Annotated in this window: 28 protein-coding genes; 3 read left to right on the forward strand and 25 right to left on the reverse strand. The window is 60.1% G+C overall.

Features of this window, described 5'->3' with window-relative positions; all coding sequences use genetic code 11:
* Window positions 1-193: 193 nt before the first annotated feature.
* On the reverse strand, window positions 194-913 hold the full coding sequence (locus tag TU80_RS27125) for a tRNA-uridine aminocarboxypropyltransferase (RefSeq protein ID WP_026139758.1): 720 nt from the start codon (window positions 911-913) through the stop codon (window positions 194-196).
* 198 nt (window positions 914-1,111) lie between these two features.
* On the opposite strand from TU80_RS27125, the gene TU80_RS27130 reads away from it, so the two are divergent.
* Entirely contained in the window at window positions 1,112-1,552 is a 441-nt protein-coding gene (locus tag TU80_RS27130; protein WP_046384507.1) for a PA3611 family quorum-sensing-regulated virulence factor, read from the forward strand.
* Window positions 1,553-1,932: 380 nt separating this feature from the next.
* The gene (locus TU80_RS27135) at window positions 1,933-3,045 is read left to right on the forward strand and encodes an LOG family protein (protein ID WP_046384508.1); all 1,113 of its coding nucleotides are present in this window, start codon (window positions 1,933-1,935) and stop codon (window positions 3,043-3,045) included.
* A gap of 61 nt (window positions 3,046-3,106) precedes the next feature.
* Here the strand turns inward: TU80_RS27135 and recX are convergent, their stop codons facing one another.
* The 24 genes from recX to TU80_RS27240 form a co-directional block, all read right to left on the reverse strand.
* The gene (recX, locus tag TU80_RS27140) at window positions 3,107-3,574 is read right to left on the reverse strand and encodes a recombination regulator RecX (protein ID WP_017844662.1); all 468 of its coding nucleotides are present in this window, start codon (window positions 3,572-3,574) and stop codon (window positions 3,107-3,109) included.
* Window positions 3,575-3,582: 8 nt separating this feature from the next.
* Window positions 3,583-4,641, reverse strand: a complete 1,059-nt coding sequence (recA, locus tag TU80_RS27145) for a recombinase RecA (RefSeq protein WP_017844661.1) — start codon at window positions 4,639-4,641, stop codon at window positions 3,583-3,585.
* An 83-nt stretch (window positions 4,642-4,724) separates the two neighbouring features.
* Window positions 4,725-5,225 (reverse strand): CinA family protein, encoded by a 501-nt coding sequence (locus TU80_RS27150; RefSeq protein WP_017844660.1) that lies wholly within the window; start codon window positions 5,223-5,225, stop codon window positions 4,725-4,727.
* 81 nt (window positions 5,226-5,306) lie between these two features.
* Window positions 5,307-5,807: a lysis system i-spanin subunit Rz gene (locus TU80_RS27155; protein ID WP_057005804.1), complete on the reverse strand. Its 501-nt coding sequence runs from the start codon at window positions 5,805-5,807 to the stop codon at window positions 5,307-5,309.
* Entirely contained in the window at window positions 5,795-6,352 is a 558-nt protein-coding gene (locus TU80_RS27160) for a glycoside hydrolase family 19 protein (RefSeq protein ID WP_057005805.1), read from the reverse strand. Before TU80_RS27160 ends, TU80_RS27155 begins: the two co-directional genes overlap by 13 nt.
* Window positions 6,353-6,374: 22 nt before the next feature.
* Window positions 6,375-7,385 carry a contractile injection system protein, VgrG/Pvc8 family gene (locus TU80_RS27165; RefSeq protein ID WP_057005806.1) on the reverse strand — a complete coding sequence of 337 codons (1,011 nt, stop codon included), beginning with the start codon at window positions 7,383-7,385 and terminating at the stop codon, window positions 6,375-6,377.
* 12 nt (window positions 7,386-7,397) lie between these two features.
* Window positions 7,398-7,610 (reverse strand): tail protein X, encoded by a 213-nt coding sequence (locus TU80_RS27170; RefSeq protein ID WP_057005807.1) that lies wholly within the window; start codon window positions 7,608-7,610, stop codon window positions 7,398-7,400.
* A complete protein-coding gene (locus tag TU80_RS27175) occupies window positions 7,603-7,986 on the reverse strand; it encodes a phage tail protein (RefSeq protein ID WP_057005808.1) in 384 nt (127 codons plus the stop codon). Before TU80_RS27175 ends, TU80_RS27170 begins: the two co-directional genes overlap by 8 nt.
* Window positions 7,986-9,170: a hypothetical protein gene (locus TU80_RS27180; protein ID WP_057005809.1), complete on the reverse strand. Its 1,185-nt coding sequence runs from the start codon at window positions 9,168-9,170 to the stop codon at window positions 7,986-7,988. Before TU80_RS27180 ends, TU80_RS27175 begins: the two co-directional genes overlap by 1 nt.
* Before the next feature lie 6 nt (window positions 9,171-9,176).
* Window positions 9,177-9,302 (reverse strand): hypothetical protein, encoded by a 126-nt coding sequence (locus tag TU80_RS33750; protein WP_017844653.1) that lies wholly within the window; start codon window positions 9,300-9,302, stop codon window positions 9,177-9,179.
* On the reverse strand, window positions 9,299-9,871 hold the full coding sequence (locus TU80_RS27185) for a phage tail assembly protein (RefSeq protein ID WP_057005810.1): 573 nt from the start codon (window positions 9,869-9,871) through the stop codon (window positions 9,299-9,301). Before TU80_RS27185 ends, TU80_RS33750 begins: the two co-directional genes overlap by 4 nt.
* Before the next feature lie 51 nt (window positions 9,872-9,922).
* Complete coding sequence (locus TU80_RS27190; RefSeq protein ID WP_017844651.1) at window positions 9,923-10,429, reverse strand: phage major tail tube protein; 507 nt, start codon at window positions 10,427-10,429, stop codon at window positions 9,923-9,925.
* On the reverse strand, window positions 10,429-11,595 hold the full coding sequence (locus tag TU80_RS27195) for a phage tail sheath protein (protein WP_017844650.1): 1,167 nt from the start codon (window positions 11,593-11,595) through the stop codon (window positions 10,429-10,431). Before TU80_RS27195 ends, TU80_RS27190 begins: the two co-directional genes overlap by 1 nt.
* 2 nt (window positions 11,596-11,597) lie before the next feature.
* Window positions 11,598-11,771, reverse strand: a complete 174-nt coding sequence (locus tag TU80_RS33165; protein ID WP_169796396.1) for a hypothetical protein — start codon at window positions 11,769-11,771, stop codon at window positions 11,598-11,600.
* Between the two features lie 90 nt (window positions 11,772-11,861).
* Window positions 11,862-12,131 carry a hypothetical protein gene (locus TU80_RS27200; RefSeq protein ID WP_057005811.1) on the reverse strand — a complete coding sequence of 90 codons (270 nt, stop codon included), beginning with the start codon at window positions 12,129-12,131 and terminating at the stop codon, window positions 11,862-11,864.
* An 8-nt stretch (window positions 12,132-12,139) separates the two neighbouring features.
* A complete protein-coding gene (locus tag TU80_RS32825) occupies window positions 12,140-12,856 on the reverse strand; it encodes a hypothetical protein (RefSeq protein ID WP_126586115.1) in 717 nt (238 codons plus the stop codon).
* A 119-nt stretch (window positions 12,857-12,975) separates the two neighbouring features.
* Window positions 12,976-13,506 (reverse strand): phage tail protein, encoded by a 531-nt coding sequence (locus TU80_RS27205; protein WP_057005812.1) that lies wholly within the window; start codon window positions 13,504-13,506, stop codon window positions 12,976-12,978.
* The gene (locus TU80_RS27210) at window positions 13,503-14,141 is read right to left on the reverse strand and encodes a phage tail protein I (protein WP_057005813.1); all 639 of its coding nucleotides are present in this window, start codon (window positions 14,139-14,141) and stop codon (window positions 13,503-13,505) included. Before TU80_RS27210 ends, TU80_RS27205 begins: the two co-directional genes overlap by 4 nt.
* The gene (locus TU80_RS27215) at window positions 14,138-15,133 is read right to left on the reverse strand and encodes a baseplate J/gp47 family protein (RefSeq protein ID WP_057005814.1); all 996 of its coding nucleotides are present in this window, start codon (window positions 15,131-15,133) and stop codon (window positions 14,138-14,140) included. The genes TU80_RS27210 and TU80_RS27215 overlap by 4 nt, the downstream gene beginning before the upstream one ends.
* On the reverse strand, window positions 15,130-15,462 hold the full coding sequence (locus TU80_RS27220) for a phage baseplate protein (RefSeq protein WP_017844644.1): 333 nt from the start codon (window positions 15,460-15,462) through the stop codon (window positions 15,130-15,132). The genes TU80_RS27215 and TU80_RS27220 overlap by 4 nt, the downstream gene beginning before the upstream one ends.
* A gap of 9 nt (window positions 15,463-15,471) precedes the next feature.
* Window positions 15,472-16,083, reverse strand: a complete 612-nt coding sequence (locus TU80_RS27225) for a phage baseplate assembly protein V (RefSeq protein ID WP_057005815.1) — start codon at window positions 16,081-16,083, stop codon at window positions 15,472-15,474.
* Window positions 16,084-16,086: 3 nt separating this feature from the next.
* On the reverse strand, window positions 16,087-16,602 hold the full coding sequence (locus tag TU80_RS27230) for a hypothetical protein (protein ID WP_057005816.1): 516 nt from the start codon (window positions 16,600-16,602) through the stop codon (window positions 16,087-16,089).
* A gap of 20 nt (window positions 16,603-16,622) precedes the next feature.
* Complete coding sequence (locus TU80_RS27235) at window positions 16,623-16,967, reverse strand: phage holin family protein (RefSeq protein ID WP_017844641.1); 345 nt, start codon at window positions 16,965-16,967, stop codon at window positions 16,623-16,625.
* Between the two features lie 710 nt (window positions 16,968-17,677).
* Window positions 17,678-18,412: a LexA family transcriptional regulator gene (locus tag TU80_RS27240; RefSeq protein ID WP_026139757.1), complete on the reverse strand. Its 735-nt coding sequence runs from the start codon at window positions 18,410-18,412 to the stop codon at window positions 17,678-17,680.
* A 197-nt stretch (window positions 18,413-18,609) separates the two neighbouring features.
* Here TU80_RS27240 and mutS point away from each other — a divergent pair, with 197 nt between their 5' ends.
* A complete protein-coding gene (gene mutS, locus TU80_RS27245) occupies window positions 18,610-21,201 on the forward strand; it encodes a DNA mismatch repair protein MutS (RefSeq protein WP_057005817.1) in 2,592 nt (863 codons plus the stop codon).
* Window positions 21,202-21,322: the final 121 nt, after the last annotated feature.

Below are 21,322 nucleotides of genomic sequence, written 5' to 3' on the forward strand. Positions count from 1 at the left end.
AAGGTAACGGCCAGGCAGCCATCACCACAGGGCATGCTCAACGTCAAAAGCACCTGAAACGACGTTGGAAATTCACGGTTGCGCCCTGATCGGCGCCCAGCATGCCCAGCGTAGCCTGGGTGGTCAAGCACTACGCCAATGGGCAGTTTAGCGGTTGTCGGATTTACGGTGCCATCATGCAAACGTCGTCTGGTTATACCGCCGGGATGTAGGGCGCTAGACGAGTATGGACGATATCCGTCGAGTCCAGCGGCAACTGGAACTTGGCGGCCAGATAATGGGTGCTGAACACGTCGAGGTAAGCGTCCAGTACTTCGCTGGCCGCGCCGTCGTCGGCCAGCTCCAGGCACAGCGCGGCGACTTCGGCGGTGCAGAAATGATCATCCCGCTTGGAACGACGCAGTTTGTAGCGCGACAGCTGCTCGGGGGCCAGGCTGAGGACCGGCAAATGCTCCAAATAGGGACTTTTACGGAACATCTTGCGCGCTTCGCTCCACGTGCCGTCCAGCAGGATAAACAGCGGGCGCTTGCCCTCCCCCACCTTGACCTCACTGACAACCCGTTCCGGCGCGACGAATTCGCCGGGGAACACGATGTAGGGTTGCCACTGCGGATCAGCCAGCAAAGTGAGCAGCCCGGGGTCGACCTCGGTGCGTGACCAGGCGAACGCGCTGGTGTCGTCAATCACATCGGCGATCAGCCAGCCGGTGTTGCTGGGCTTCATCGGTTCGACGTCGTGCATCAACAGGCACATCGCAGACCGGGCCTGGACCTTGGGCCGCCAGGCACACAAGCAATACGCGGGGATCACCCGGCAGCCGGGGCAGCGCTCGGCACGCGAACCCCGATTGACGAAAGGCCTGATGGCGCGCGCCAGGCGCTGGGTACGCAGACGAGAGACGGCGTGGCTCATCGGATGCGCCGCACGGAAAGGAAAATCGACACTGGGGGAACTCGAGGAAGGCTTAAGTGGCCGCAGTTTACCAGAGCCACACGCACTTCCCAGCAATACGCCTGGCTGTACCGGCCAGGGCTCACCTATAATTGCGCGCCACTGAACGCACAGCCCAGTGGCTGGTCTATGCACCAGTAACCGAATCAGGAGAGTTTCATGCTGCGTTCCATGCTGCGTCTTGTCGCCCCATCCGTCGCCCTCGCGCTGGTCTTGCCTGTTGGCGCCCAGGCGGCCTCGCTGCTGGAGGCCCAAATGAACAAGAAGCTGCAAAGCGTCGCGGCTGAAAGCAACAAAGACCTGCCCCGGGAAATCGATGAAAAAACCCTGGAAGTGGCCTACACCGTTGAAGGCATGCAGTTGATCGATCACCTCAGCGTGCTGCCCGATCGTGCCGAACAGATGCGTGCCAACCCCAAGGCGGTGTATTTCCAGCTCGGACAAAGCGTGTGCCTGAACCACGGCTACCGCGAGCTGATGGCCAAGGGCGCGGTGATGCGCTACGAAATCACCGAAAACAAGACCAACCGCCCGGTGGCTTCGGTGAAATTCGTCGAAGCAGACTGCCCGGCACCAACTGCGGCGAAGAAGAAAAAGTAACTCGCGCATGTCCCGCCGCGCGCTGCTGTCCAGTGGCGCGCAATTCCCTCGTTTGTGTTTGCCGCCGAACGCTGCACGCGGTGACGTGAGACCAATAAGCGGTTGCCAGCCAAGGGTTTTTCGGCCCATGATCGTCTCATTCCCACAACCCGCTCAGCCCAGTTCCCATGCTGTTCTGTAACATTTTCAGGGCAAAACAGAGTTGTCCTCCTGCCATGTGCAGTGCAAAGGTTTTTAAATCACAAGGAACATACAGAGTCGCGCTTTGCCGCTTGGCGAACACTGTGCAATGCCATGGGCATGCAGCGACACATGCAGTGTCGTGGCCACGGACGAACATTTCGCCGCCCGCCCAGGCTCTGTGAAGAAGGAGAAGTTGAATGCCTTACGAACCGAATGACCGCCTGCTCCAGCATTTTGAAGCAAACGGGGTCGACCTCACGCAGCAGGTCGAAGCTCAACTCCAGTTGATCGCACCCAACAGCCCGAATATCCCCCTTTATCGCGACATGATCCTCACCGCGCTACGCATGGCACAGGACGACCGCAGCCGCTGGAACGCCAAAATCACCTTGCAAGCCATCCGCGAACTGGACCACGCCTTCCGCGTGCTGGAACAGTTCAAGGGGCGGCGCAAAGTGACGGTGTTCGGCTCGGCGCGCACGCCGGTGGAAAGCCCGCTCTATGCCCTGGCCCGGGAAGTGGGCGCGGCACTGGCGCGCTCCGATCTGATGGTGATCACCGGCGGCGGCGGCGGGATCATGGCCGCCGCCCACGAAGGTGCCGGCCTGGAGCACAGCCTGGGCTTCAACATTACCCTGCCGTTCGAACAGCATGCCAACCCGACCATCGACGGCACCGAGAACCTGCTGTCGTTCCACTTCTTCTTTACGCGCAAGCTGTTCTTCGTCAAGGAGGCCGATGCGCTGGTGTTGTGCCCCGGCGGTTTCGGCACCCTGGATGAAGCGCTTGAAGTACTGACGCTGATCCAGACCGGCAAGAGCCCACTGGTGCCGGTGGTGTTACTCGATGCGCCAGGTGGCGGTTTCTGGCAAGGCGCCCTGGACTTTATCCGCAGCCAGCTGGAAGCCAATCGCTATGTGCTGCCTACCGACCTGAAGCTGATGCGCCTGGTGTACAGCGCTGAAGCTGCGGTAGACGAGATCAACCAGTTTTATGCCAACTTCCACTCTACCCGCTGGCTGAAGCGTGAGTTTGTGATACGCATGAATCATCCGCTCAGTGAACGGGCGCTGGCTCAGGTGCAAAAAGAGTTCGCCAGCCTGCGACTGAGTGGAGACTTTCAGCAGCTCGCCTACACCGGAGAAGAGCACGATGAGCCGCAGTTCAGTCATCTGACGCGACTGGTGTTCAACTTCAACGGGCGTGATCAGGGCCGGTTGCGGGAGTTGGTGGATTACATCAACTTGCCGGAGAACTGGGCGCAGGCTCAGGGCAAGACACAACAACGGGTGGCGCCGGAGCCGGCGTGATTTTTGAGCAAAAAAAAAAGGCCCGCTATTTTCATAGCGGGCCTTTTATTTTTTGCGTTGTTCAGTCGTCCATGTCCCGACCGCTGAACAACCGATTGATCATTTCCATCGAAAACCCGCGATAACTCAGGAAGCGCCCTTGTTTCGCGCGTTCCCTGGCATCAATCGGAAGATGCCCAGAAAACTTGCGACGCCAGGTATCTTCCAGCTGTGACTGCCAGCTGATACCGCACTCGCGCAGGGCGAGGTCGATGTCGGCACGTTGCAGGCCGCGCTGGCTCAGCTCTTCACGAATTCGCGCCGGGCCGTAGCCGGAGCGCGCTCGGTAGGACACAAAACTTTCGAGGTAACGGGCTTCCGACAGCAGCCCTTCTTCCGTCAACCGGTCGAGGGCAGTGTCGATCATCTCGGCGGACGCACCGCGCTGACGCAGTTTACGCGTCAGTTCGACTCGACCATGCTCGCGACGCGCGAGCAGGTCCATCGCAGTGCGCCGAACGGCGACGAGTGTATCCAGCACAACGGTCATCGTTTGCTTCAGACGTCAGTGTCGACTTCTTCCATTTCGTCAACCGGCGCACGGTTGGCTGCAGCTTTCACGTCCGGCGCGGGGGTCAGCAGCTTGTCGCGGATCTGCTTCTCAAGCGCGGCGGCGACATCCGGGTTGTCCGCCAGGAACTTGGCCGAGTTGGCCTTGCCCTGACCGATCTTGCTGCCGTTGTAGGCATACCAGGCACCGGATTTCTCGACGAAACCGTGCAGCACGCCCAGGTCGATCATCTCGCCGTTCAGGTAGATACCCTTGCCGTAGAGAATCTGGAACTCAGCCTGACGGAATGGCGGGGCCACTTTGTTCTTAACGACTTTGACGCGGGTTTCGCTACCGACAACCTCGTCACCTTCCTTCACCGCGCCGGTACGGCGGATGTCCAGACGGACCGACGCGTAGAACTTCAGCGCGTTACCACCGGTGGTGGTTTCCGGGCTGCCGAACATGACGCCGATCTTCATCCGGATCTGGTTGATGAAGATCACCAGGCAGTTGGCGTTCTTGATGTTACCGGTGATTTTACGCAGCGCCTGGGACATCAGACGGGCCTGCAGGCCGACGTGCATGTCGCCCATTTCGCCTTCGATTTCAGCTTTTGGCACCAGGGCCGCCACGGAGTCGACCACGATCACGTCGATAGCGTTGGAGCGCACCAGCATGTCGGTGATTTCCAGGGCTTGCTCACCGGTGTCCGGCTGGGAAACCAGCAGGTCGTCAACATTCACGCCCAGCTTGCCGGCGTATTCAGGGTCCAGGGCGTGCTCGGCGTCGACGAACGCGCAGGTCGCGCCCATCTTTTGCGCCTGGGCAATCACCGACAGCGTCAGGGTGGTTTTACCGGAAGATTCAGGACCGTAGATTTCAACGATACGGCCTTTTGGCAGGCCGCCAATGCCGAGCGCGATGTCCAGACCCAGAGAGCCAGTGGAAATAGCCGGGATCGCCTGACGGTCGTGATCGCCCATACGCATTACGGCACCCTTGCCGAATTGACGTTCGATCTGACCCAGGGCCGCAGCCAAGGCTTTCTTCTTGTTCTCGTCCATTAAAGTCCTCACGTAATCAATAAGGCCTGACGGCCAACACCTGTATAAGTAGACAGTATTGTTCCACAAAGATCGGAGATCGCCTACCCCTGATTTTCTATTTCTGCTGCAGCTCGTCGCAACAAGCCCTCTAGCGCGGCCTTTACCGTTTGTCGGCGGACCTCATCGCGGTTGCCGGGGAAGTGCTGGCGCTCGGCCGTGACCTCGTCACCCACGCCGAACGCCAACCATACCGTGCCCACCGGTTTTTCCGGCGAGCCGCCATCGGGCCCGGCCACGCCGCTGACCGCCACGGCAAAGCGCGCCAGGCTTTTTTCCTGGGCGCCCCTGACCATGGCCTCCACCACCTCGCGGCTGACCGCCCCCACTTTGCCGAACAGTGCCTCCGGCACATCCAGCTGCCGAGTTTTCTGCCGGTTGGAATAGGTGACATATCCCGCCTCGAACCACGCCGAACTCCCCGGTATGCGCGTGATGGCTTCGGCGATGCCGCCGCCGGTACAGGACTCGGCGGTGGTGACGTGGGCATTGAGCACCTGTAGACGTCGACCCAGTTCAGCGGCCAGTTGGGTGATTTCTTTCACGGAGGTCTCCTGGAATGAGCGGGCATTGGCCTACCCTACATGAGCCCATCGGCCATGCAAGTTGCAGCGTGCATCAAGACACTAACGCACGATGGCCCGCACATACGCCTGACAGGCGCGCAAGGCGATCACGGCGTTATCCGCGTCGTCGGTGATGGCGATAATTCGCTGAGCATGCGCCGGGTCAAGTCGGGCTCGCGGGGCTGCATGAACCACGCCGCCGGCGGCGGTGGCGGCAGGCATTGCGCAACCACTGGCGCTGTCGCTGGCGTCGAGAAGGACTGACAACCGCACATCAGCAGTGGCCAGGCGATCACGCAGAGCGGCCTGATGACGTTGTGCATCGCTCAACTCCCGAGCATGTTGTTGGTCAATGGCGCTGAGTTGTTGCTCAAGCGCCAGCCGTTTGTCGTATTCGGCCTGTTGTTGACGCAAGGCCGCCTGATTTTGCTGACTGAGCGCCTGGGCATGGGCAGTTGATTGCCGCTCCATCTGCGCACCCAATCGCCAGGCCTGCACCTGCCAAGTCAGCGCCACCAACAGGCACACACCGATCAGGCGCCAAGCCCCTAGGAAACGCATAACACCGCCTTCGCCCGTGCCCACAACTGCAGGCGGTTTTCCAAACCATTGAGCCCGCCGTTGATACGCCGGGTGATGGTGGTGAACTGGTCGTTGTCCGCCAGTTCGTTCAGGCCGTTGCGTTGCCAGAACCAGGCGGCGGATTCGGCGGCCCATTGCGGCTGTTCCAACAGTTCCGGTTGCAGCAGCAGGCGCTCATCGCCAAACAGCGCTTGGCTGCAGATTAAATAGTTGCGACGCCCGGTGACCTGAATCAGCCCCCTGCCCCGGTACTTCTGGCCGTCGCCATCCGCTTCGGCGGTGTTACCCAGGCGAACGGCCAGGGTACCGGTGTCGTATTTGCTCAGGTATTGATCGCTGCCCAGTTCGCGGACGTAGTGCAACTCGCCGGATTCATGGCCGATCTGGGCGAGGCAGGCGGCGAGGCGTTTCGGATTGTCGATCGCGTAGCGAGCGAATGCCGCATTTAACGGGGATAGAAAAGTGCCCGCGCTGAGGCGGGCGCCCGGCATGATGTAAAGAAGCTGGGGCAGTGTTATCAGCATGGTGCCTACTCCGTAAAAGATACTACGCCGACAACCCGCCGGCCGTGACCGAACTGCGATAGCCCGTCACCGGATCGCCGACATGCGTCACCTTGGTAATCGACCAGCGCCCCTGCATGTAGGAAGGCCAGGTGTCATCCAGCAGCAACAGCCCTTCGGCCGATAACAGCGGGTTCCCCGGACAATCGATCTGCAGCTTGAGGTCTTCACGGCCCACGCGGCGCAATTCACCCTCAGCCACCGCCCGCGCCTCGGCTTCGTTCTGGCAGCGCTGACGCAAGGTCTTGAAGGGCGCAACCCCGACCTGAACCACCCGCTGCTTGCCCGCGGCGGCATCCCACCAGGTGACGCGGCTGCCCTGGTATTTGGCGCGCGAGGTTTCGTCGAGCTTGGCGGTGATGAATGCTTGATCGCCGGGGCGATTGTCCTCGGTGACCGACAGTGTCACGTCCGGCAGTTGCTGGCCGGAGAGTGACTTGACCTGCCCGGCCTCGGCGAGCACGTACAGTTCGTTGATCGGTTTGGTGACGGCGCCATAACGTTTGGCAAGGCGGGTGATGAACGCCATGTCGCTTTCATTGGATTGGTCGATGTGGGCAATCGCAATGCCCTCCAGCGCCGGTGCCACCCGCGGCGAATAGCCGTGGCGGCTGACCATCTGGCGAAACAGCGCGCCCAGGGTGATCGGTCCATAACTGGCGGATCGACGCTGGCGGTAACCACTGGCATCGCTCGCGCTGAATGGCGCCGCGGTGGCGACGATCAGCAAGCGCATGGGAAACAGCACCGGCGTGCGCTGGGTAATGACAAATTCGCCTTTTTCCACCAAGCCGGACTCTTGATAACCGACGCGCAAACCGATCTTGCCACTCAGACTGGGCAGGCCCTCCAGGCCCTCGATGTTGAGCGTCAGTTCAAGGCGGTCGGACTCAAGGCCCGCCGCGTCGGTATGGCTCCAGTGCATCAGACGTTGATTGAGCAGCGCCGCGTTGGCGCCATAGAACTCCACAATTGGCGTAAATCCCTGAGCCATGTAGCCTCCTTCTTAATCCCACGCCGAAACGAGGCGCAACGCCGCCGGCCGCGAAGCCATTTCGGGCACGATCACCCACACGCCAGCCGGCAGCAACGGGCCGTATTCGGCAAGCGTGGGGTTCAAGCGCCAGAGGGTTTCTTCCGCGGCATCATCGCAACGCCCCAGCTCGCGGTAGAGCAGCAGGTTGACCGAATCACCGGCAATACTTCGCACTCTACGCATTGATGAATTCCTCCAATTCAAGGCTCCAGGTCATGAGCATGGCGGTACCGTCATCGATCACGTTGCTTTGGGTTTCCATCACCGAATTGATCCGCCACAGGCCCCAGTTGCGGCCAATGCCATCCACCAGTGGCAGCGGCACGCGTAGATTTTGCAGGGCGCGCAACTCGTCCAGGCGTTGCATGCCCACGCCGTACATCGCCGTGCCGCTGAAGGTGAGTTTTTCCAGCTTCTGGCCGTTCTGCCGCGACTGCGGTTTGCTCGCGATAATCGTCAGGTCAGCCCAGCCGCCGTCGCTGTTACGGGTCAGCGAGGAATAGGCAAACCCACGGGCGAGCCCAAAAATGAAATCGCCCAGCACCATCTGTTGTCGCATCAATCACCTCCTGGATCGGCCAGTGCCGCATTGCGCCGAACCCCGAGGGTGTCGGAGAGCATCGGCAGGCATTGGAATTGCAGAGCCTGGATCACCTGATTGACCACCTGCTGGGCATCGGCGGGGTTGACGCCGGTGATCTGGATGCTGGGGGCCAGGGTGACTTGCACATTGTCCGTGCATGCGCTGTTGAGTTCCTTGCTGACGGCATTGGGTGCGGGCAGGCGGTCAGCGGGGCTGAACAGTTTGTCCCCAAGCCAAGCGCCCGCTTCGCTGCCGAGCAAGCCGCCGATTGCGCCGCCTACAGCCGTGCCGATGCCAGGCAAAACCAGGGTGCCGATGGCCGCGCCGGCAGAGGCGCCGGCCCAGGCACCACCGGCCGTAGACAGGCCGGTGGTGACTGCTTTTGCGTCGCCATCGCGTATGCCCTGGATCACATTGATGGCGGTGTCGGCATACTTCAACGGGCCGAGGCCACGGGGGACGGGCAACTCCCGCCACCGCGTCGACTTGGCGGTTTTTTTCGCGGAAGTCTTTTTCCCGCCAGAACGCTCATAGCCAGGCGGCAAGATGATGCTCGGGGTAACGGCGCCACGAAGAGACTCGCCGCCGCAGCAGCAGTCCTTGTCCTTGTCCTTGTCCTTGTCCTTGTCCTTGTCTTTGTCGTCTTTAAGCCACTTGCCGGCTTTGGGAAACTTTTGCGCCAGTGCATCAATGGCCTTGCCCGAGACCCTGCTCTTGGCCGTATCCCACAAACTCGAGCCCACATCCTTGGCAATGGTCTTCGCCGCATCGGCCCCGAACTGCAGGCTTTTGTCGACCCAGGAGTCGGCGGCCGGCGGCGGCTCCTTGGGTTGACTGTTCTGCGCCTGCGAGGCGCTATCGACCGTCCTGAGCGCCAGTGAATCACTGGTAATGAATAATGTGCTGTTGAGCGTTTCCAACGTCTCGCGCAACCGCACTTGCTCAAGGGTCAAGGCGTTGATATCCAGGCTCACCGTGACCAGCGCCAGGCCGAGTTCCGACGATGGCTGCGGTTCGGCATCCAGGCTGGAAGGCCCGACAAAAGTATCAGGAAGGGGGGTCAGCACACTGTTGAGTGTCGCCTCGTTGGACAGGGCCGCAAAGGTCATCCAGCGCTTGTCTTCTTCGGCGAGCCTGATCTCGTATTGAGTCTCTTGCATCCCGCTCTACTCCTGTTTGACGCCAAGGCGAGTGATCGCGATGTCGTAGCGGCGCAGTGCTTTTCCGGCGTCCCAGTCGAGGATTTCCGCTTCATTGACCGAGTAAATCAGCGGCACCACGTCGAGGATCACTTCGATGTCGCGCTCCGAAAGAAGTCCGCCGGTTTGTTTAAAAAATCATCGATGCGCTCCTGCAATTCCGTCCAGTCAGGCACGGTCAGGCCGGCCAGATCGGGGATCATCAGGCCAGTGCAGTGGGCGGTGATGAACTCGGCGCGCTCTTTGTTGGTGGCGAGTTTTTTCATCACTTTGGTCGCGCGCAGGGCGGGCATTTCCAGGGGCAGCTCGGTCCAGGTGCGGCCGGCCGCGTCGAGGGGCAACAGCAGGTGGACGGGCTGGTCGTGGGCCGCAACTTCGGGCGTTTGCAGGAAGAATGACGCCGGGCGCGTCGACATCTCATGTACGTATTGGGCGATGCTCACGTAGTCCGGGCGCTTGAGTTGGTCGAGCTCTTTTTCCGACAGGCCGGTGGCGAGTTTCGCCAGTTCGAAGAATTGGTCGTCCTCGTCATCACCGGCCCGGGCCAGCGCGTCTTTTTGCGCGGCGTAGTACAGCGGTTTGAGTTGCACCTGCTCGATCGTCGCGCCGGTGTCGGCGGTGATCGGGGCCAGCAGGAGGTGCAGCGGTGGCATCCAGGCCATGGGGCAATTCCTTGGTCAAGTATGGGGGCGAGCGAGCCCGCCCCCGAGGGGTTACGGCATCAACACCGCGCGGCGGGCGTCGCCCAGAATATCGACGCCGTTGAGGACGAACTTCTGGGTACGCACGTCGATGTCGATCACCGAAATGCCGTTTTCCAGGCGGTTATAGGTGCGGCAGGACAGCTCCAGCGTGGTGGTGGCCTTCTCGCCCATCTTCAGCTTTGCCTCCTCCAGGGATTTGAGCTTGCCGCCCACGGTGTGGTAGGTGAAGTAGGTCTTGCCGTCCTGATCCTGGCCGGCTTCACGCACGTTCAGCAGAATGTCGTCCCCCATCCGCACGCCCAGGGCCAGCATGATTTCCGGGCCGGCGCCTTGCAGGATCAGCTTGGCGTTGAGCACTTTGCCGCTCTTGGCCATTTCCTCGGCAATGAAGCGCCCGCCGGACATGGACTCCATGTCGAACTCGATCTTCGGCGGGGTGAACTCTTCCACGGTCGCGGACAGCGGCAGGCCTTGGAGGGTGGCCGCAATGGCCTGTCTGACTCGGTTGGTAAACATTAGAGAACGTCCTCCAGGAACTGCTCGATGATTTCATCGCGGGCGTTGAGTTGATAAATCATGTGTTCATTGGGCGCATAGCGGCCGTAGTCGATAACGATGAACCAGGTGCCGTTCTTGTACTTCTCGACACTGTTCAACTCCGGGTGCAGGTACACACTGCCGCCGGGGATGGTTTCGTCGGCGACCAGGGTTTGCAGCCAATCGTTGATGCGCTTGACCTCCTGGTCCATGAAGGACTTGGTGAGGTTCTTGGCCATGGCCTTCTGGCCGGCCTTGACCAGCTTGCGGCTGATGGCATCTTCCAGGCCGACGTAGCTGATGAACTTGCCGGTGATGGAGCGGTTACCCAGCAGCGAAAAACCGCCGAGGATGGTGCGGGCGTAGTAGCTCACGCCGTAGCGGTTGAGCAGGTCGCCTTCGGTGGACGTGTCGAGAATGTTGTACTCGACCACGCGGGAAACGTCCTCGGCGAAGGTCACCTGATTACCCGGGCTTTCCCACTGCTTGACCTTGGCCAGTGCAGCGATGGCCAGGGACGACGGCGAAAGAAACACATTCTTCTTCGCGGCCTTGGAGTACACCGACGGCATGTTGTGTACCAGCAGGCAGCGGTCGAAACCGAGATCGGCACCGCCCAGTTCGCCGCTGTAGGTCACCTGATCGGCAACAGAGGCGTCCTTGCCATCCAGCACCACACGGGCCTTGATGCGCTTGCCGAAGGCGGCGAACTCGCTCGCCACGGCCTTGGTGCCGGTGAAGCCTGGGGCGCCGATGATGGTCAGGTCTTCCGGCACACTGCTCAGGGCCGCCAGGCCAAGTTTGCGCCCGGTGACCGGTTCGTTACCGCCGATCACATGGTTGATCGTGTCAGCCGGGGTGGCGCCCTCCTCCACGATCACCACGTAGACCGGTACCTTGACCACTTTGAGGATCTGGTACACCGCCTGAAACAGCGTGCCCGCCTCACTGCCGGTAGGGTCCAGCAGCGCCTGGGTGGTGAAGCTGTTGATGCGGAACGGGGCGTTTTTCGGGATCGACGCGTGGGCATTCGGCGCGGTGCCGACCAGGCCGATCACGTTATCCCCCAGGCCACCCATGGCCTCGGGGGACTCAGTTGCGTTCACAGTGATGCCGTTGTGCTCGAAGTTCAAAACCTCAGCCATGATTATTCAGCCTTCTTGGGGGTGGTATTGAGGACGCTGGTCAGTTCCAAGCGGCCCGCGGTGCGCAGGGCGGATGCTTCGACGTCCAGCAGCTCCAGTTCCTGGCCGGCGGTGGACCAATGGCCGGCGCCGATGGGGAATGGGATGAGGACGGTGTAGGTTTGGCGAGTGGGCATGTGTTGAATTCTCCGGGTGGAAAACACCAAAGCCCCTGCGGGAGGGGCTTTGGGGAGACGAAAAAAAACCGCTTTCGCGGCAACTGAATGTCATTCTTCTGTAAGCGGATATCGCTTTTTAATTTCGAGAACCTTCTCTCGCCAGATTCTTTCCTTTTCTTCGCTATTATCGTACTGATACTCGATATACAGAGGGTCAGACTCTAAGGCGTAAGCATTACGTCGCCCTTTAAGGCTTTTCTCACGGTTTAACTCACTCAGATCAGCGGCCTCCGGAAACATGCCGACAGAATGCATTTCGACTAACTGTTCAATGTCGCCTTGCGCGATGACCTGCCCTTCAAAAAAAACTCTAGCCATACAACACCTCAAATAACGGGACGATCCAAGTAACCATCGACAGCAACCGGCATAGCAATGAGAACATCTGTACTCATACCCGGATTAACCTTAAAATTAATACAATGTGCCTTTTGGTAGCTAACAATTCCTCGAGGTGAGCTAACCCACTGCCAGCCCCCCTTGGAAAGATTATAAGGCGTTATTCCAGGCGAATAGTAGTTGCCACCACCGACGCCGGCCTCGACGATCGCTCCTGGGTTAGTAATATTCATAAAGCAACCGCCAGAATACAAACCTGCAAACGCCTGAACCAAAGAAGCCTGAACCCTTGCCCAAACAGCATTCACCGCATCTCCTTTGACACTCAAACGCAAGGCATTCAAATATACAAAACCGGTTGAGTTTGAAGTCCTCCCAAGCTTCTCTATTTCTGTCTGATGCGCCGTCAACGTTTCAAGTTTTGCTTGAACCAAGACAGCAGCCCCAGAAGGCAAGTTCATGTAATTCGCCGAAGAGAAAGCCCAACTATCAGGGATACCATCCGCATTTGCATCAGCAAAAAATGACGCATTTGGCAAAACATTTACTGCTGGATATTCAGAGCGCGACGACGTCTTAAACAGCCCAAATGAAGCTTGGGCCTCAGAAACTGCGTTATCAATAACCGAAATTTTTGAGTTTACGGTATCCGTCAACTTATTTGCGGCTGCCACAAGACCTGCAATCGTAGTTTCCAAACTCATTTTAAATTCATCCTATTAGCCATCTAAATTCCACCATTACACAAGCTCGGCTGACCCCAGAAAACTTCTCAAGCGAAATACTCACTGAGTGTCGTTTTTGCTCAACTCACCCACTGCCACTATTTCCCCTCCAGTTTGACAAGTCGAAAGAGAAGCCCCGTATACCGAGCCATATTGTCAACACTAGCAGTTGCGAGTTGGGCTATCTCCTCGGTTAACAACACATTGAAATTTTCCACACCGACAACTACCGTCACGCTCTCCGCCGGCAACGGCGAAACATCCAACGTGAACTTCTGCAGCACCCGAGCCGCCGCCGCTTTATACGTCAGCAACTTCCCAGCTACCGAATACACCGCCAACAACGTCCCACTGGCGAGGTAAAAACCGAACTCACCAATCTCATACTCGCCATCGCCATCGAACAGCGCGGCCATCCTGAGTTGGCGCTCGCCCAAGTCCTCGTAATCCACAATCGCCACCCGCTGGCGCTCGTCACGCAAGGCCACTTCCGTGCCGTCTGGGTTGTAGCGGCCGGTGCCGGCGCCGATGTGGGTGATTTCGCCTTTCAAGCCCTGGTTCTTTGCCTGCAGCACTTCATCCAAACCCTTGGAGGTGAAGCGCACCAGGCGCGTAATGTCATCTGTCATGGCTGCGCCCTGAGGTCGTAGTCGTTAATGGTGTAGTGCCGGGCAATGCCAGCACTGTTAAGTCGAGCGCCCAAGGCAAGTTCGGGTAACGCGCCTTGCAGGCTTAACTCGCTGTCGTTAAACGGGGCGTGGACAATCGCGGTCAGGCCAAGGCGTGCTTGTGTCTGGTGAACCACGGTAATCGTCGCCTGGTCGCGCTCGCTCTTCGCGGCGTTGATACGGCGGATCAATCGGTTATGGTCACCGCTGGACCAACTGCGCCCGATGATCGCCTGCACATCGAAGGTGTAAGGCACGCCCTGCGGCCGCTGTTGATACCAGGCGCTGATGTTGGGGCTGAAACCCAGCGACTCCACCGCATAACTCAAAGCCTTGGGCGTGCCGGCCTGGCGCTGGATCTGCCAGGACAAGCCCACGGTGAGGCGCTTTTCCGTTTCGCTGGCATCCGCGTCCCATTCGCTGACGCCTCGGTCGGCGGCCAGGTAAGGAAGGAATTCGGAGGGTGTTTGCAGCGGGTTCATCAAGGCCGGAAACGGCGGCATGATCCGCTCGAGCAACCTGCCAAACCCCAGGTCCAACGCTTTTTCCAGCGGTGAGCTATTGGCGGGCAACAGACTCGGTTTGGGCTCACTCATAGCGTGCGTACCTCCACCTCGACACCCGTGCAATACGGCGCCTGGAACGCCGAGCAGACAATCGGTGCCAGCGGTTCGAGGATTTGCAGCTGCGCCGCTCCGGCGCTGTGGATGGCGTAGTCGATCCAGCTCGGGTCGACGCGCCCTTCCAGGCGGTGACAGGATTCGGCGTAGGTTTGCAGCAAGCGTTGCGCGGCCACTTGGGTCAGGCCCGAGTCCGGGCCGGCGTTGATCTTGGCCACCACGCGAATCTTGTAGCGTTGGATCTGCGCACTTTGGACAGTGACGAGATCAGTTTCCGGCCGTACATCGGGGCGTGCGAAATGTCTGCGCACGCCGTCAAGCAAATCGGCGGAAGCGGTTCCATCGCCGTCCCTGGACAGCACCGTCACCATCACCTCACCGGGGGCGGTGCGTCGGCCGCTGCCATCCTTGACCTGAGCCGCATAACCATCCGGGTCGAAGGTGTAGGTGACCGTGACCACACCCGGTGTCGCGCTTTTTACATTGACCGCAGGTCGTTCGCCGAGGGTGAACACCTCGCGGCGATACTGCATGCGAGAACCCGCCGCCGGCGCGTGGGGCGCCAAGTAATAGCGCAAGCGTGCGTCGTCGTCGCTTTCCAATGTCGGCGGCACCGGCGGGAAGGCCGCCGGGTCGCCGGGGTCCAGCACCTGGCGCTCCAGGCCCATATCGGCCAGGCGCGCGTCGAGGTTACTGCCGGTGGCCCACCACGCCAGCATCTGCTTGATGCGTGCGTTGTACTGGCGTTCGTGGGTTTGCAGACGCACGCAAAACGCTTCCAGGGCCAGGCTCAGCAGTTCGCTTTCGTTATCGAGGCTGACCTTGAGTTTGGCGGCACTTTGTGGCGCGCGGGCGGCGACGTAGTCGATGACGAACGCCTTGAATTGCGCCAGCAACAGCTCGAACGCGTCGACGGCAATGATAGCCGGCTCCGCCAGTTGGTTCTGGCCAGGGATCAGCATGCTCATGTCATGACCTCGAAGGATTGTTGGCGGTTTTTCCACGTGCCGGCAAACCGCAGCAACAGACCGGCGCCCTGGCGACTGGCGACGATGACCTGGGGTTGAAAGTCGGCGATGCCGTTCTCGACGTTGTAGAACGCTTTGGCGGCGTGGCTTTGGGCGAGGATCAAGAGGTCGTCGCCGAGGTTCTGCCCGAGCAGTTGGGGGATCAGCGAGCCGTACAACGGGCGCTTCTGGCGAGTGCCCACGGGGGTGGTCAGCGCTCGGGTGGCACGCTGTACGAATTGCAGCCAGTCATCGACCGCTGCCCCGGTATTCCTATCGATTCCGATCATGGCAAATCCTTATGCGGTGCTGATCACGCGGCCTTGGTGATCCACCAGCGGGCCGCTCAAATGCACGCCGCCGGCATCCAGCAGCACACCGACGGCGCCGAGTTGCAAGGTGATGTGCTTGGCGCTCATCTGCAGCGTGGCGGCCCCGACCTTCGCCTCGATCTGTTCGCGGGAACCGCTGAACACGGTGGGCCCGTTGGTCCAGTTGAATGTGTGGCTGGCGTCGTCATAGTCACTTTGCGTTCCGTCCTGGTGGCGGCGCCGGGTCAACGATGCAACGCTGGAGACCGCCGGAAACAGGCTACTGTTGAGGCCGAAAAGCGCTACCGACTGCGCAGCGCCTTCCCCACCGCCATAGTTGAGCAACAAACATTGCTCGCCCACTGACGGGATGCGCGTTTCGGTCTGCGCCCCCGCGCTGGGGTTGAAAAAACCAATCGCCGGGGTCAGCAAGTCGCCGTGGCTGACGATGCAGGTATTGCTGGCGGCGTCGACCTGCTGGCATATGCCGATCCGACAAAAGCTTTCAGCGCGTCGGTACAGGTCTTCGAGCTGGGCCTCCATTTCCGCCAGGCGCTCGACGATCGGTCCCAGTTGCATGCGTAACAAAGCATCGAACATGGACTACTCCTGCAAAGGTCGGTATTGGTCAGGATCGTCGATATTCGAGACTTCCCACGTGCAGGCAAACAGCGGTTTTCCGGTGGGATCTTCGAGTATCGGCGAGCCGAGGTAGATGTTTTGGGTGAAGGACACTGTCCAACTGTCGTAGTCGGTTTCGGCACTGCCCTGTAGGGTCGGCGCCGCGACGATGGCGCTTGGCAGGTCACACTGGTCCGACGGCAGGCCCCAGCGATTATCGAGGGCCAAATCCATCAATTGACTGGCCAGGTCGCAGGCGTCGTAAGGCGCCGAACCACTGGCAACCCTGGCCATGAGTGACACCGACAATGCATGGGCCTTACGTCCTTCAAGGGATCGAACGCCGGGGCCGTTGCGTTCCACGGTAATCAGCACGCCGGTTTTATCCCCGGTGCCCTGGAAGTCCTGGTGGTTGCCCACACGCAATTGTGGGAAGGCGCCCTTGAGCGCTTCGCCAATTGCGATGGGCAGTTGGGAAGGTTTTTCGATAGATGTCATCAGTCGCGTCCTTGCAGCGGTTACTGCTGATCCGGGCGGGAGGGCGGGGCCTCGTCGACGCCAATGCGCTTGGCCGCCCAACGTTCATAAAGGCCAATGGCGACGTCTGCACCGGCCATCGCTGTCAGGCAGCCGAGGGCGCCGGCGGTCCAGATCGACATGCCGGCGGCGTACAACAGCATCAACGCCGAGACCCCGCAGACCATGCACGCCCCGGACCGCAACGCGAGGCGCCGGATCAGCGACCAACCACGGGCGCCCTCCTTGTCGGCGCGCCACATTTCGCCAGAAACTCCGCCGATCAGCGCCAGTACGATCACCAGCCAGATAGGCATTTCCGCTAACGCTTGCTGCTCGTTTGTCATGTCACGCCTCCTGGCTGAGCAATGCCGGCAAAATGCCGGCGTTTGGGTAAATCCATTTATAGGTAGGCATTCCAAAAAGCCCGGTTGCCCGGGCTTTTCAGTAATGCGGTCCTGTGCCCAGCCTCACCCATACGATCCTCTTGTGAGGAGTGGCTGTTGTTGAGCGGCAACGCCGCATGGCGACAAAAGACGCCTTCAAAAGGAACAGTATGGGTGAGGCTGGGTACTCGATCTTTCGGCGCTACTGGCGCGGTACGGATCTTTCCTCAATGTTTTTCCGACCACGATCCCTGTCTGCCGGATAACTGCTTCTGGTGCTTTACGCTGCACACCCGGGTCAGTTGCCAACCCTCTGAACCGTCAAGGCCGGTTCATCGCTGCCTGTTCTTGTAAAACGGTGAAACTAAAGAGCGTCGGCATCCTTGCCGGTGTTACCTGGCATCCCTGCCATCGCTTCGATGGCGTCCGTGCCGATGTTGCGTGCCTTCCTTGTCGTTCCTGGCAGCATCCTTGCCGCCTCCACCGAGCCTTGTTGGCCGGCTTGAGACAAAGAATATGCATGTATGCATATACAGTCAATGCACAAATGCATTTATTTTTACCAAACAAATGCACTGATGCATTGTAAGCCTTACTGGCAAAGGGTTTGATGCCTTTCTACAGACGAAAAAAAGCCCGCTGATTGGCGGGCTTCGTCTTACGCAAAAAGGTTAACGGGCGTACATGCCCCACCAGAAGACATGACCGAGGATGCTGATCTGTTCATCCTGGATGTCCTGGAAGCTGTAGTCTTCGTCCGGGTGCTCATCGCGGTTGAAACTGCGCAGGCGAATCCCGGAAGGCAGGCGATAGAGCTGTTTGACCCGCAACTGACCATTGTGATTGATGGCGTACAAGTCGCCATCGACGATGTCGCCAATCGCACTCTTGCCCGCATTCACCCCCACCGTCGCGCCATCACGCAGCACCGGCAACATGCTGTTGCCGCGCACCGTCACACACTTGGCCTGGTCGAACTGCACACCGTTATGCCGCAGGCTGCGCTTGCCGAACCGCAGGCTGGCCTTCTCACTTTCCTCGATGACGAATCTTCCTGATCCAGCAGCCAATTCAACCTCACGCAGAAAGGGGATCGACACCTCGTCGTCATTCACGGGGGTGTCGTCATCCCACAGGCTTATGTCCTTGAGTTCCGAATGCATCGGGTCGCGCCCTTCATCCCGCGAAACGCCCACCGCCGCGCGCCCGCGCAGTTGGTCGGTGCTGACGCGGAAGTACTCGGCAATGCGCGAAATATGCTTGTCCGAGGGGTCAACGATCTTGCCGCTGAGGATCCGGGACAGCGTGGATTGAGGCACGCCGGTACGCCGGTGAAGCTCCGTGGGGGAGATCCGGTCGCGGTCCAGCAATTCTCTTAAGACGATAGAAACGTTGCGTTTTTGCATAAAGCGGATAGTGACGACAGATTTGAAGCTTGGCAAATGCTAATTTGCATTGACCATGCATTTTTTATGCACTTACCGTGTCTTTTGAGCAGGCCTGCGAAGGGTCGACCTCGCGTGTTAACCTTGCCGCCATCGCAAAATCAGCCGGGCCAAGTGCCCCCTTTGCCACTCCTTTTAACGAATTCGCTAATTATCTGATGAGTAAAACCACTTCCGATCTGTCCTCCCACACCCCAATGATGCAGCAGTACTGGCGCCTGAAAAACCAGCACCCTGATCAGTTGATGTTCTATCGCATGGGCGATTTCTACGAGATCTTCTACGAAGACGCGAAGAAAGCCGCCAAGTTGCTGGACATCACCCTGACCGCCCGTGGGCAGTCGGCGGGGCAGTCGATTCCGATGTGTGGGATTCCTTACCATTCGTTGGAAGGCTACCTCGTCAAGCTGGTGAAGCTGGGCGAGTCGGTGGTGATCTGCGAGCAGATCGGCGACCCGGCTACCAGCAAAGGGCCGGTTGAGCGTCAGGTAGTGCGTATTATTACGCCGGGGACGGTGAGTGATGAGGCGCTGCTCGATGAGCGTCGCGATAACCTGATCGCTGCGGTGCTCGGCGACGAGCGCTTGTTCGGCCTGGCGGTGCTGGATATCACCAGCGGCAACTTCAGCGTGATGGAGACCAAAGGCTGGGAGAACCTGCTGGCGGAGCTGGAGCGTATCAATCCGGTGGAGCTGATGATCCCGGATGATTGGCCAAAGGACCTGCCGGCGGAACGTCGTCGTGGGACCAAGCGTCGCGCGCCGTGGGATTTCGAGCGTGATTCGGCGCTGAAAAGTCTGTGCCAGCAGTTCGCCGTGCAGGACCTCAAGGGCTTCGGTTGCGAAACCCTGACCCTGGCCATCGGCGCCGCCGGTTGCCTGCTCAGCTACGCCAAGGAAACCCAGCGCACCGCCCTGCCGCACTTGCGCAGCCTGCGCCATGAGCGCCTGGACGATACCGTGGTGCTCGACGGCGCCAGCCGTCGCAACCTGGAGCTGGACACCAACCTGGCGGGCGGGCGCGACAACACCCTGCAATCGGTGGTCGACCGTTGCCAGACCGCCATGGGCAGCCGCTTGCTGACGCGCTGGCTGAACCGTCCGTTGCGCGACCTGACGGTGCTGCAAGCGCGGCAGACGTCGATTACCTGCCTGCTCGACGGCTATCGCTTCGAAAAGCTGCAGCCACAGTTGAAAGAAATCGGCGATATCGAGCGCATCCTCGCGCGGATCGGCCTGCGCAACGCACGCCCGCGCGACCTGGCGCGCCTGCGCGATGCCCTCGGCGCCCTGCCGCAGTTGCAAGCGGCGATGACCGAACTGGACACGCCGCACCTGCAACAGCTGGCCGTCACCACCGGCACCTATCCGGACCTCGCGGCCCTGCTGGAAAAAGCCATTATCGACAACCCGCCGGCGATCATCCGCGACGGCGGCGTACTCAAGACCGGTTACGACAGCGAACTGGATGAACTGCAGTCCCTGAGCGAAAACGCCGGGCAGTTCCTGATCGACCTGGAAGCCCGCGAAAAAGCCCGCACCGGGCTGGCCAACCTGAAGGTCGGCTACAACCGTGTGCATGGCTACTTCATCGAGTTGCCGAGCAAGCAGGCCGAGCAGGCGCCCATCGACTATCAACGTCGTCAAACCCTTAAAGGTGCCGAACGCTTCATCACCCCCGAGCTGAAAGCGTTCGAAGATAAAGCGCTGTCGGCCAAGAGCCGTGCCTTGGCGCGGGAAAAGATGCTGTATGAAGCACTGCTCGAAGACTTGATCAGCCGCCTCGCGCCACTGCAAGACACCGCCGCCGCCCTGGCCGAGCTGGATGTGCTGAGCAACCTGGCCGAGCGCGCGCTGAACCTTGACTTGAACTGCCCGCGGTTTGTCAGCGAACCCTGCATGCGTATCGTGCAGGGGCGCCACCCGGTGGTGGAGCAGGTATTGACCACGCCGTTTGTCGCTAACGATCTGTCGCTGGATGACGAAACCCGCATGCTGGTGATCACCGGTCCGAATATGGGCGGTAAATCCACCTACATGCGTCAGACCGCATTGATCGTGTTGCTCGCGCATATCGGCAGCTTTGTGCCAGCGGCCAGTTGCGAGCTGTCCCTGGTGGACCGCATCTTCACGCGGATCGGTTCCAGCGATGACCTCGCCGGCGGCCGCTCGACCTTTATGGTGGAGATGAGCGAAACCGCGAACATCCTGCACAACGCCACCGAGCGCAGCCTGGTGCTGATGGACGAAGTCGGTCGCGGCACCAGCACGTTCGACGGCCTGTCCCTGGCCTGGGCGGCGGCCGAGCGCCTGGCGCACCTGCGCGCCTATACGCTGTTCGCCACCCACTACTTCGAACTGACCGTGCTGCCGGAAAGCGAGCCGCTGGTGGCCAACGTGCATCTCAATGCCACCGAGCACAACGAACGTATCGTGTTCCTGCACCATGTGCTGCCAGGGCCGGCCAGCCAGAGTTACGGCCTGGCCGTGGCGCAGTTGGCCGGTGTGCCGAACGACGTGATCAGCCGCGCCCGCGAGCACCTCAGCCGCCTGGAAGCCACCGCCCTGCCCCACGACACCGTGGTCGCCAGCCCGAAGAAGAGCAACAGCAAATCCAACGCGCCACACCAGAGCGATATGTTTGCCAGCCTGCCCCATCCGGTGCTGGATGAATTGGCAAAACTTGACCTGGACGACTTGACACCGCGAAAAGCGCTGGAAATGCTCTATACACTGAAGACACAGATCTAACGCAGACGCTTGCAAGCTGATATTATCTCGCGCGGTTTGGGATGCTGCGGGCTTTTAGCCTGGCTCGCAGATTATCGCTCTCAAACCTCGCGGGCCCCACCATAAGGGGTTTCGCTGCCGC

The organism is Pseudomonas veronii (assembly GCF_001439695.1).
In the GTDB taxonomy this organism is placed as follows: Bacteria; Pseudomonadota; Gammaproteobacteria; order Pseudomonadales; family Pseudomonadaceae; genus Aquipseudomonas; species Aquipseudomonas veronii.

Coding starts and splice junctions, on each gene's coding strand:
- TU80_RS27220 (WP_017844644.1), bottom strand. CDS start 15,462: ATGATCGGAATCGATAGGAATACCGGGGCAGCGGTCGATGACTGGCTG.
- TU80_RS27130 (WP_046384507.1), top strand. CDS start 1,112: ATGCTGCGTTCCATGCTGCGTCTTGTCGCCCCATCCGTCGCCCTCGCG.
- TU80_RS27135 (WP_046384508.1), top strand. CDS start 1,933: ATGCCTTACGAACCGAATGACCGCCTGCTCCAGCATTTTGAAGCAAAC.
- TU80_RS27215 (WP_057005814.1), bottom strand. CDS start 15,133: ATGAGCATGCTGATCCCTGGCCAGAACCAACTGGCGGAGCCGGCTATC.
- TU80_RS27195 (WP_017844650.1), bottom strand. CDS start 11,595: ATGGCTGAGGTTTTGAACTTCGAGCACAACGGCATCACTGTGAACGCA.
- TU80_RS27185 (WP_057005810.1), bottom strand. CDS start 9,871: ATGGCCTGGATGCCACCGCTGCACCTCCTGCTGGCCCCGATCACCGCC.
- TU80_RS33165 (WP_169796396.1), bottom strand. CDS start 11,771: ATGCCCACTCGCCAAACCTACACCGTCCTCATCCCATTCCCCATCGGC.
- TU80_RS27170 (WP_057005807.1), bottom strand. CDS start 7,610: ATGCGTAGAGTGCGAAGTATTGCCGGTGATTCGGTCAACCTGCTGCTC.
- TU80_RS27175 (WP_057005808.1), bottom strand. CDS start 7,986: ATGCGACAACAGATGGTGCTGGGCGATTTCATTTTTGGGCTCGCCCGT.
- TU80_RS32825 (WP_126586115.1), bottom strand. CDS start 12,856: ATGAGTTTGGAAACTACGATTGCAGGTCTTGTGGCAGCCGCAAATAAG.
- TU80_RS27160 (WP_057005805.1), bottom strand. CDS start 6,352: ATGCTGATAACACTGCCCCAGCTTCTTTACATCATGCCGGGCGCCCGC.
- TU80_RS27190 (WP_017844651.1), bottom strand. CDS start 10,429: ATGTTTACCAACCGAGTCAGACAGGCCATTGCGGCCACCCTCCAAGGC.
- TU80_RS27225 (WP_057005815.1), bottom strand. CDS start 16,083: ATGTTCGATGCTTTGTTACGCATGCAACTGGGACCGATCGTCGAGCGC.
- mutS (WP_057005817.1), top strand. CDS start 18,610: ATGAGTAAAACCACTTCCGATCTGTCCTCCCACACCCCAATGATGCAG.
- TU80_RS27235 (WP_017844641.1), bottom strand. CDS start 16,967: ATGACAAACGAGCAGCAAGCGTTAGCGGAAATGCCTATCTGGCTGGTG.
- TU80_RS27205 (WP_057005812.1), bottom strand. CDS start 13,506: ATGACAGATGACATTACGCGCCTGGTGCGCTTCACCTCCAAGGGTTTG.
- TU80_RS27180 (WP_057005809.1), bottom strand. CDS start 9,170: ATGCAAGAGACTCAATACGAGATCAGGCTCGCCGAAGAAGACAAGCGC.
- recX (WP_017844662.1), bottom strand. CDS start 3,574: ATGACCGTTGTGCTGGATACACTCGTCGCCGTTCGGCGCACTGCGATG.
- TU80_RS27165 (WP_057005806.1), bottom strand. CDS start 7,385: ATGGCTCAGGGATTTACGCCAATTGTGGAGTTCTATGGCGCCAACGCG.
- TU80_RS27125 (WP_026139758.1), bottom strand. CDS start 913: ATGAGCCACGCCGTCTCTCGTCTGCGTACCCAGCGCCTGGCGCGCGCC.
- recA (WP_017844661.1), bottom strand. CDS start 4,641: ATGGACGAGAACAAGAAGAAAGCCTTGGCTGCGGCCCTGGGTCAGATC.
- TU80_RS27210 (WP_057005813.1), bottom strand. CDS start 14,141: ATGAGTGAGCCCAAACCGAGTCTGTTGCCCGCCAATAGCTCACCGCTG.
- TU80_RS27155 (WP_057005804.1), bottom strand. CDS start 5,807: ATGCGTTTCCTAGGGGCTTGGCGCCTGATCGGTGTGTGCCTGTTGGTG.
- TU80_RS27230 (WP_057005816.1), bottom strand. CDS start 16,602: ATGACATCTATCGAAAAACCTTCCCAACTGCCCATCGCAATTGGCGAA.
- TU80_RS27200 (WP_057005811.1), bottom strand. CDS start 12,131: ATGGCTAGAGTTTTTTTTGAAGGGCAGGTCATCGCGCAAGGCGACATT.
- TU80_RS27240 (WP_026139757.1), bottom strand. CDS start 18,412: ATGCAAAAACGCAACGTTTCTATCGTCTTAAGAGAATTGCTGGACCGC.